This is a genomic window from Streptomyces sp. McG3, from assembly GCF_018619185.1.
Classification (GTDB): Bacteria; Actinomycetota; Actinomycetes; order Streptomycetales; family Streptomycetaceae; genus Streptomyces.
In genome coordinates this window covers 1-7,465 of record NZ_JAAXYC010000357.1, presented here as the reverse complement: position 1 = coordinate 7,465, position 7,465 = coordinate 1, and the positions used below count along the sequence as shown (strand labels likewise).

Below are 7,465 nucleotides of genomic sequence, written 5' to 3'. Positions count from 1 at the left end.
CCGCCCCCCCCTACATCCCGAAGCGCCGTCCCACCCAGCGCCAGGTGAACTCCAGCAGGGCGGCCGCCGCTACCGCGATGCCGACCGCCGTCCACGGCATGGTCGTGCCGACCAGCTTCAGCGCGAAGAAGTCCTGGAGCCACGGCACCACGAGCACGATCAGGAAGCCGAGTCCCATCGCCGCCACCAGGCCGATCCGCCACCAGGTGTACGGGCGGGCGATGATCGCCAGCACCCACATCGCGACCAGGAACAGCGTCAGCGTCGCCGCGCTCGTCTCGGCCTCCAGCGCGCCCTCGCCGCTGTAGTGGTGCCGCGCCACCAGGTACGTCGTGAAGGTGGCCGCCGCCGCGATGACGCCCGAGGGGATCGCGTACCGCATCACCCGGCGTACGAAGTGGGGCTGGGCCCGTTCCTTGTTGGGCGCGAGCGCCAGGAAGAACGCGGGGATGCCGATGGTCAGCGTGGCCAGCAGCGTCAGGTGCCTCGGCAGGAACGGGTACTCCACCTGGGTGCAGACCACCAGGATCGCCAGCAGCACGGAGTAGACCGTCTTGGTGAGGAAGAGCGTCGCGACGCGGGTGATGTTGCCGATCACCCGGCGGCCCTCGGCGACGACCGACGGCAGCGTCGCGAAGCTGTTGTTCAGCAGCACGATCTGCGCCACCGCCCGCGTCGCCTCCGAGCCCGAGCCCATCGAGACGCCGATGTCCGCGTCCTTGAGCGCCAGCACGTCGTTGACCCCGTCGCCGGTCATCGCGACCGTGTGGCCGCGCGACTGGAGGGCCGCCACCATGTCCCGCTTCTGCTGGGGGGTGACCCGGCCGAAGACCGCGTTCCCCTCCATGGCCGTGGCCATCTCGTCGGGGTCGGTGGGCAGCCGGCGGGCGTCCAGCGTGTTCTCGGCGCCCGCGAGGCCCAGCTTCCCGGCGACCGCGCCGACCGAGACCGCGTTGTCGCCGGAGATGACCTTGGTGGCCACGTTCTGGTCGGCGAAGTAGGCGAGCGTGTCGGCCGCGTCCGGCCGCAGCCGCTGCTCCAGGACGACCAGGGCGGTGGGGGTGGCTCCGGCCGCCGCGCCGGGCGTGCTCAGCTCGCCCTCGGCGCGGGCCAGCAGCAGCACCCGCAGGCCCTGCTCGTTGAGGTGCTCGATCTCGGTGAGGGTCGCGTCGCCCTCGGACAGCAGGACGTCGGGGGCGCCGAGCAGCCAGGCGGAGGCCGTTCCGTCGGTCTCGGTGAACGCCGCGCCGCTGTACTTGCGCGCGGAGGAGAACGGCATCGCGTCGGTGACCGTCCAGCTCTCCACGTCGCCGCCGGCCGCCGGGAGCGCGTTGCCGCCGGCCGGCGGACGCGCGTCCCCGCCGCCCGCCGGATACGCGTCCATGATGGCCTGGAGGCTGGCGTTGGGCCGCGGGTCCGAGGAGCCGAACGCCCGCAGCACCTGCGTCACGTACGCCTCGTCGGTCCCGTTCAGCGGCCGGACCTCCGTGACGTCCATGCCGCCCTCGGTGAGCGTCCCCGTCTTGTCCAGGCAGACCACGTCGACCCGGGCGAGGCCCTCGATCGCGGGCAGCTCCTGCACCAGGCACTGCTTGCGGCCCAGCCGTACGACGCCGATGGCGAAGGCGACGGAGGTGAGGAGGACCAGACCCTCGGGGATCATCGGGACGATGCCGCCGACGGTCCGGGCGACGGAGTCCTTGAAGTTGTTGTCCTTCACGACCAGCTGGCTGATGATCAGCCCGATCGCGGTCGGCACCATCATCCAGGTGACGTACTTCAGGATCGTGCTGATGCCGCTGCGCAACTCCGAGTGGACGAGCGTGAAGCGCGACGCCTCCTCGGCGAGCTGTGCGGCGTACGCCTCGCGGCCCACCTTGGTCGCGGTGAACGCGCCGCCGCCCGCGACGACGAAGCTGCCGGACATCACCGGGTCGCCGGCCTGCTTGATCACCGGGTCGGCCTCCCCGGTGAGGAGCGACTCGTCGATCTCCAGGCTGTCGGCCTCGGCGACCGTGCCGTCCACGACCACCTTGTCCCCGGGGCCGAGCTCGATCAGGTCGCCGAGGACGATCTCGGAGGTGGAGATCTCGGCGGCGACCCCGTCGCGCCGAACGGTCGGCTTCGCCTCACCGATCACCGCGAGGCTGTCCAGGGTCTTCTTGGCCCGCCACTCCTGGATGATGCCGATGCCGGTGTTGGCGACGATCACGAAGCCGAAGAGGCTGTCCTGGATCGGTGCGACGAACAGCATGACCACCCAGAGCACGCCGATGATCAGGTTGAACCTGGTGAGGACGTTGGCCCGGACGATCTCGGTGACCGAGCGCGAAGAACGTACGGGTACGTCGTTGACCTCGCCGCGCGCGACCCGTTCGGCGACTTCGGCGGTGCTCAGCCCGTCCGGCCGACGGGCCGGCGGTGGCTCCATGGGGTGCACGGGGTCGAGTTCCGCCCCCGCGTCGATCATGGCCGGCCGGGAGGTCCCGGGGGTCTGCTCCCCGGAGGAATCGAGTGCCCGCTGCGTCATGGTTCCGACGGTACGGGCGTGCGCGCCGAATCACCCACCGGAGGGTCGAAGATCCGACCAGGGGAGGACGAAGACGGTCCCGTGGTCGTACGGACGGGAGCGAGGGTGACCCGGTCGGACGGTCCGGTCGCGTCGTTGCCGTCACACGGACCGGTCAGGTCGGACGGTCCGGTCAGGCCGGACGGTCCGGTCACGGGTTCCCGTCAGGCGGTCCGGTCGGCGCGGCCCGCCGGGTCGCCGCCGAGCGCGCTGTCCGTCGCCGCGGCCCCTGCCGCGTCCTTGGCCTCGACCCTGGCCGCGTGTCGCTTGAGGGCGGCGTCGCGCCCCCGGACGTACCAGATGCCGATCAGGCCGAGTCCGGCCCCGGCCAGCGGGGTCCACACCCACCAGGTGTGGCCGCGGTCGGCGAACCAGCCGTAGAAGGGGAGCTGGGCGAGGAAGAGGACGAACCAGAGGATCGTGCCGCCGACGACGGTGGCGACGACGGGGCCCTCCAGGGGTTCGGGCGCCTCGTGCTTCGGTGTCCACTTCTCCATGAGTTCAGTGTATGGGGCCACCCGATCGGGGGCGTACGGCCCGGTCGGCCCAAGGGGCCACGCGGGTCTACGCGCGGAGATAGCGATCTTCGCTTGATGTATTCATACTGAATCTGCTTTGGGTTGGCTCGATTCGTTCGTCTGAACATCCAATTTCGATCACCTTTTGTCCCATCGCACCCACCCCCTCTACGTACGACTGAGGTCACCCATGCCCCCCTCGGCCACCGCTCCGGTCGACTCCCCGCCCCCCGCGACCCCGCAGTCCCAGGGCAGCCTGGACCGGTTCTTCAAGATCTCCGAGCGGGGGTCGACCGTCGCCCGCGAGTTCCGCGGCGGGTTCGCCACGTTCTTCGCGATGGCGTACATCATCGTGCTCAACCCGATCATCCTGGGCAGCGCGAAGGACATGTACGGCAACCAGCTCGACAACGGTCAGCTGGTCACCGCCACCGTGCTGTCCGCCGCGTTCTCCACTTTGCTGATGGGCGTCATCGGCAACGTACCGATCGCGCTCGCCGCCGGTCTCGGCGTCAACACGGTCGTCGCGCTCCAGCTCGCTCCCCGGATGAGCTGGCCGGACGCGATGGGCATGGTCGTCCTCGCGGGCATCGTGGTGATGCTGCTGGTCGCCACCGGGCTGCGGGAACGCGTGATGAACGCCGTGCCGAAGTCGCTCCGCAAGGGTATCGCGATCGGTATCGGCCTCTTCATCCTCCTGATCGGCCTCGTCGACTCGGGCTTCGTCTCGCGCATCCCCGACGCCGCCCACACCACCGTGCCGCTCCAGCTCGGCGGCAGCGGCCACCTCGACGGCTGGCCGGTGCTGGTCTTCGTCCTCGGCGCGCTGCTCACGCTCGCGCTGATCGTGCGCAAGGTGCCCGGGGCGATCCTGATCTCGATCGTCGCGATGACGGCTCTCGCCCTGGTCATCGACGCGGTGGCCGGCCTGCCCGACGGGGCGTGGGGTCTGACGACGCCCGCGTGGCCGGGCAACCCGGTCTCGGCGCCGGACTTCGGGCTGCTCGGCGAGGTCAGCCTGTTCGGCGGCTTCGAGAAGGTCGGCGTCCTGACCGGCGTCCTGTTCGTCTTCACCGTGCTGCTGTCCTGCTTCTTCGACGCGATGGGCACCATTCTGGGCGTCGGCGACGAGGCGAAGCTGATAGACCAGGAAGGCAACTTCCCCGGCATCAACAAGGTGCTTTTCGTGGACGGCATCGCGGTCGCCGCGGGCGGCGGCAGCTCCTCCTCCGCCACCACGTGCTTCGTGGAGTCCACGGCGGGCGTCGGCGAAGGCGCCCGCACCGGACTGGCGAGCGTGGTGACCGGTCTGCTCTTCTCGGTGGCGCTGTTCCTCACACCGCTGGCGACCATGGTCCCGTCGCAGGCGGCCACTCCCGCCCTGCTGGCGGTCGGCTTCCTGATCATCGCGGGCTCGGTGCGGGACATCGACTGGAGCGACTACACGCTCGCGGTCCCGGCGTTCCTCGCGATGGTGATGATGCCGTTCACGTACTCGATCACCAACGGCATCGGCATCGGCTTCGTCGCCTTCTCCGTGCTGCGCCTGGCGGCCGGGCGCGGCCGCGAGGTGCCGGTGGCCATGTACGTGGTCTCGGCGGTGTTCGTCTTCTACTACGCGATGCCGGCGCTCGGCCTCACGTGATCGGTCTCTCCTCCGTGATGCCGGCGCTCGGCCTCACGGAGTCGGTCTCTCCTTCCGTGATGCCGCTGCCCGGCCTCACGTGATGGGTGGCGTCACGCTCCCTCGGGCGTCGCCGTAGAACTTCTCCGTCTCGTCGACGGCCGCCTTGAAGCGTTCGTCGAAGTCGTCGCGCATGAGCGTCCGGACCACATAGTCCTGGACGCTCATGCCGCGTTTCGCGGCGTGCTGCCGGAGCCGGTCGAGCAGCTCACCGTCTATCCGCAGGCTGAGCACTGTCGATCCCATGCCCAGCAGGGTCGCCGCCCGGGAGCGCTCTTTGCGTTACTTTCCGCTTCTAACTCACTCGTTCGGGTGATCGGTTTCTCGCGCGTGTACCACCAGGTGGTATTTAGGTTGGGTAATGAGTTACGCTAACAAACATGCCTGACCTGATCCACGACGGCGACAGTGCCGCCGCCGTGAGCTCCCTCCGCTCCGCCGTGATGCTGCTGGGCCGTCGACTGAAGCACCAGCGTGTCGACGAGTCGCTGAGCCCCACCGAGATGTCGGTGCTCGGCACCCTTGCCCGTTGCGGCTCGGCCACCCCCGGTGAGCTGGCCCGCAAGGAGCACGTGCAGCCCCCGTCGATGACCCGCATCGTCGCGCTGCTGGAGGCGAAGGGGCTGGTCAGGCTGGAACCGCACCCCGATGACCGTCGGCAGAAGAGGGTCAGCCAGACCGAGCAGGCCGAGGCCATGCTCGCGGAGAGCCGCACCAAGCGGAACGCCTGGCTGTCCCACCTCGCCGAGGGCCTGGACGAGGACGAGTGGGAGACGCTTCGGGCCGCCGCGCCCGTGTTGGAGAAGCTCGCCCACCTGTGACCCCGCGGGCGCGCCGACGATGATCCGCCGCCGGACCGGAAGTACCAGCCGGTCCGTCCCGGATCACCGCCGGAGCGCCCGTCGTCACGTCCTCGTCGGACCGAACGCCGCAGACGCCCGAGGAGGCGAACCCTTTTGAGTACGGGATCCGGAGCAGACTCCGCCCCCGCACCGACTTCCACCCACGAGAGCAAGACCGGCGGGACCTTCTCGTCGCTGAAGATCCGTAACTACCGCCTGTTCGCCACGGGCGCCGTGATCTCCAACACCGGTACCTGGATGTCCCGCATCACGCAGGACTGGCTCGTGCTGAGCCTGACGGGTTCCGCGACCGCCGTGGGCATCACGACGGCCCTGCAGTTCCTCCCGATGCTCCTCTTCGGCCTGTACGGCGGCGTCATAGCCGACCGTCTCCCGAAGCGGCAGATCCTGCTCGTCAGCCAGGCCATGCTCGGCCTGTGCGGCATCGCGCTGGCCGTCCTGACCCTCTCCGGGGTCGTGGAGGTCTGGCACGTCTACCTGGTCGCCTTCCTCCTCGGCATGGTGACCGTCGTCGACAACCCGGCCCGTCAGTCGTTCGTCTCCGAGATGGTCGGCCCCGCGCAACTGCGCAACGCGGTCAGCCTGAACTCGGCGAACTTCCAGTCCGCCCGGCTCATCGGCCCCGCCGTCGCGGGCGTCCTCATCACCACCGTCGGCAGTGGCTGGGCCTTCCTGCTCAACGGCCTCTCCTTCCTGGCCCCGCTCGTCGGCCTGCTGATGATGCGGACCAACGAGATGCACGCCTCGGTGACCGTGCCCCGCGCCAAGGGGCAGCTCCGCGAGGGCCTGCGCTACGTGAAGGGCCGCCCCGAGCTGATCTGGCCGATCGTCCTGGTCGGCTTCGTCGGCACGTTCGGCTTCAACTTCCCGATCTGGCTGACCGCCTACGCCGACGAGGTCTTCGACGGCGGCGCGGGCATGTACTCCTTCTTCAACATCCTGATGGCGGCCGGTTCGCTGGTCGGCGCGCTGCTCTCGGCCCGCCGCCGCTCCACGCGGCTGCGGATGCTGGTGGCGGCGGGCACGGCGTTCGGGCTGCTGGAGATCGCCGCCTCGCTGTCCCCGTCGGTCTGGCTGTTCTCGATCCTGCTGGTCCCGATCGGCATGCTCGGCCTGACCACGAACATCACCGCGAACACGAGCGTCCAGATGGCCGCCGACCCGGAGATGCGGGGCCGGGTGATGAGCCTGTACATGATGGTCTTCGCCGGGGGTACGCCGGTGGGCGCCCCGATCGTCGGCTGGATCAGCGACACGTACGGCCCCCGCACCGGCTTCGCGGCCGGCGGCGCGATCTCGGTGATCGCCGCCCTGGGCGTCGGCTTCGCCCTCGCCCGGGTCGGCGGCCTCCGCCTGAAGGTCGACCTCCGCCCTGGCCGCCCGCACGTCCGCTTCGTCCCGCGCGAGCAGCTGGCGACGGCGGCGTAGAGCGCGCGATACGCAGTACGGGGAAACGCCCTCCTCCCGGAGCGACCGGGGGAGGGCGTTCTCCGTGCGGCGGGGGCGGTGTGCGGCGCGTTCGAACGACAGGCCCGGAGCCCCGGACACGCCCGTACCTGCGAGACTCGCGCGCATGAGCAGCCACAGCTCCGGCCGTCCGCCCACCCAGCGCCTCTTCGCCGCCGTCCTGCCGCCCGCCGGTGCCGTCGCCGGACTCCGTACGGCGGTGGCACCGCTCCACGCGCTGCCCGGCGCGGGGGACCTGCGCTGGACGAGGCCCGAGGGCTGGCACTACACGCTGGCGTTCTACGGCGAGGTGCCGGAGGACGTCCTGCCGGAGCTGTACGCGCGCCTGGAGCGGGCCGCGCACCGCACCGAGCCCTTTCCGTTC

7 protein-coding genes are annotated in these 7,465 nt (G+C 70.3%); 4 read left to right on the top strand and 3 right to left on the bottom strand.

The annotated features are described in order from the left end of the window. Positions 1-10 precede the first annotated feature (10 nt). Entirely contained in the window at positions 11-2,530 is a 2,520-nt protein-coding gene (locus HET64_RS34045; RefSeq protein ID WP_215111114.1) for an HAD-IC family P-type ATPase, read from the bottom strand. Positions 2,531-2,733: 203 nt separating this feature from the next. Continuing rightward, complete coding sequence (locus HET64_RS34040) at positions 2,734-3,066, bottom strand: DUF2530 domain-containing protein (protein ID WP_215111113.1); 333 nt, start codon at positions 3,064-3,066, stop codon at positions 2,734-2,736. A 211-nt stretch (positions 3,067-3,277) separates the two neighbouring features. On the opposite strand from HET64_RS34040, the gene HET64_RS34035 reads away from it, so the two are divergent. Continuing rightward, positions 3,278-4,732, top strand: coding sequence for an NCS2 family permease (locus HET64_RS34035; protein ID WP_215111112.1), 1,455 nt, complete (start codon positions 3,278-3,280; stop codon positions 4,730-4,732). A 75-nt stretch (positions 4,733-4,807) separates the two neighbouring features. On the opposite strand, the gene HET64_RS34030 is transcribed toward HET64_RS34035, so the two are convergent. Further along, positions 4,808-5,017, bottom strand: coding sequence for a hypothetical protein (locus tag HET64_RS34030; protein ID WP_097871014.1), 210 nt, complete (start codon positions 5,015-5,017; stop codon positions 4,808-4,810). 134 nt (positions 5,018-5,151) lie between these two features. Between HET64_RS34030 and HET64_RS34025 the strand changes: the two genes are divergently transcribed. From HET64_RS34025 to HET64_RS34015, 3 genes are all read left to right on the top strand, one after another. Then, the gene (locus HET64_RS34025) at positions 5,152-5,592 is read left to right on the top strand and encodes a MarR family winged helix-turn-helix transcriptional regulator (protein ID WP_007452526.1); all 441 of its coding nucleotides are present in this window, start codon (positions 5,152-5,154) and stop codon (positions 5,590-5,592) included. Positions 5,593-5,727: 135 nt separating this feature from the next. Further along, positions 5,728-7,062, top strand: coding sequence for an MFS transporter (locus tag HET64_RS34020; protein WP_215111111.1), 1,335 nt, complete (start codon positions 5,728-5,730; stop codon positions 7,060-7,062). A 145-nt stretch (positions 7,063-7,207) separates the two neighbouring features. Further along, positions 7,208-7,465: 2'-5' RNA ligase family protein (locus HET64_RS34015; RefSeq protein WP_285801932.1), on the top strand; the 258-nt coding region annotated here is incomplete at its 3' end.

What these genes read in the sequence shown, in the direction of transcription:
- HET64_RS34025 (WP_007452526.1), top strand. Translation starts at nt 5,152, where the DNA reads ATGCCTGACCTGATCCACGACGGCGACAGTGCCGCCGCCGTGAGCTCC.
- HET64_RS34035 (WP_215111112.1), top strand. Translation starts at nt 3,278, where the DNA reads ATGCCCCCCTCGGCCACCGCTCCGGTCGACTCCCCGCCCCCCGCGACC.
- HET64_RS34045 (WP_215111114.1), bottom strand. Translation starts at nt 2,530, where the DNA reads ATGACGCAGCGGGCACTCGATTCCTCCGGGGAGCAGACCCCCGGGACC.
- HET64_RS34030 (WP_097871014.1), bottom strand. Translation starts at nt 5,017, where the DNA reads ATGGGATCGACAGTGCTCAGCCTGCGGATAGACGGTGAGCTGCTCGAC.
- HET64_RS34040 (WP_215111113.1), bottom strand. Translation starts at nt 3,066, where the DNA reads ATGGAGAAGTGGACACCGAAGCACGAGGCGCCCGAACCCCTGGAGGGC.